At 70.4% G+C, this 223-nt stretch carries 1 protein-coding gene; it reads right to left on the bottom strand.

Going from position 1 to position 223, the window contains the following annotated elements:
- Positions 1-223 (bottom strand): FtsK/SpoIIIE domain-containing protein (locus E4K09_RS05905; protein WP_134495836.1); only part of this gene is annotated, 223 nt, incomplete at both ends.

Raw genomic sequence — 223 nt, 5'->3', positions numbered from 1 at the left:
GCGCCCGCCGCCGGCCATGTAGAGCATGTCGCCCTGGCCCAGGAGCTGCTCGGCGCCCATCTCGCCCAGGATGGTGCGGCTGTCGATCTTGGAGGTCACCTGGAACGAGATGCGGGTCGGGAAGTTCGCCTTGATGGTGCCGGTGATCACGTCGACCGACGGGCGCTGCGTCGCCAGGATCACGTGGATGCCGGCCGCGCGCGCCATCTGGGCCAGGCGCTGG

The sequence above is a fragment of the Microvirga pakistanensis genome (assembly GCF_004458765.1).
Classification (GTDB): domain Bacteria; phylum Pseudomonadota; class Alphaproteobacteria; order Rhizobiales; family Beijerinckiaceae; genus Microvirga; species Microvirga pakistanensis.
Note: the sequence above shows the minus strand (reverse complement) of the source record. Positions and strands in the feature narration are given on the sequence as shown.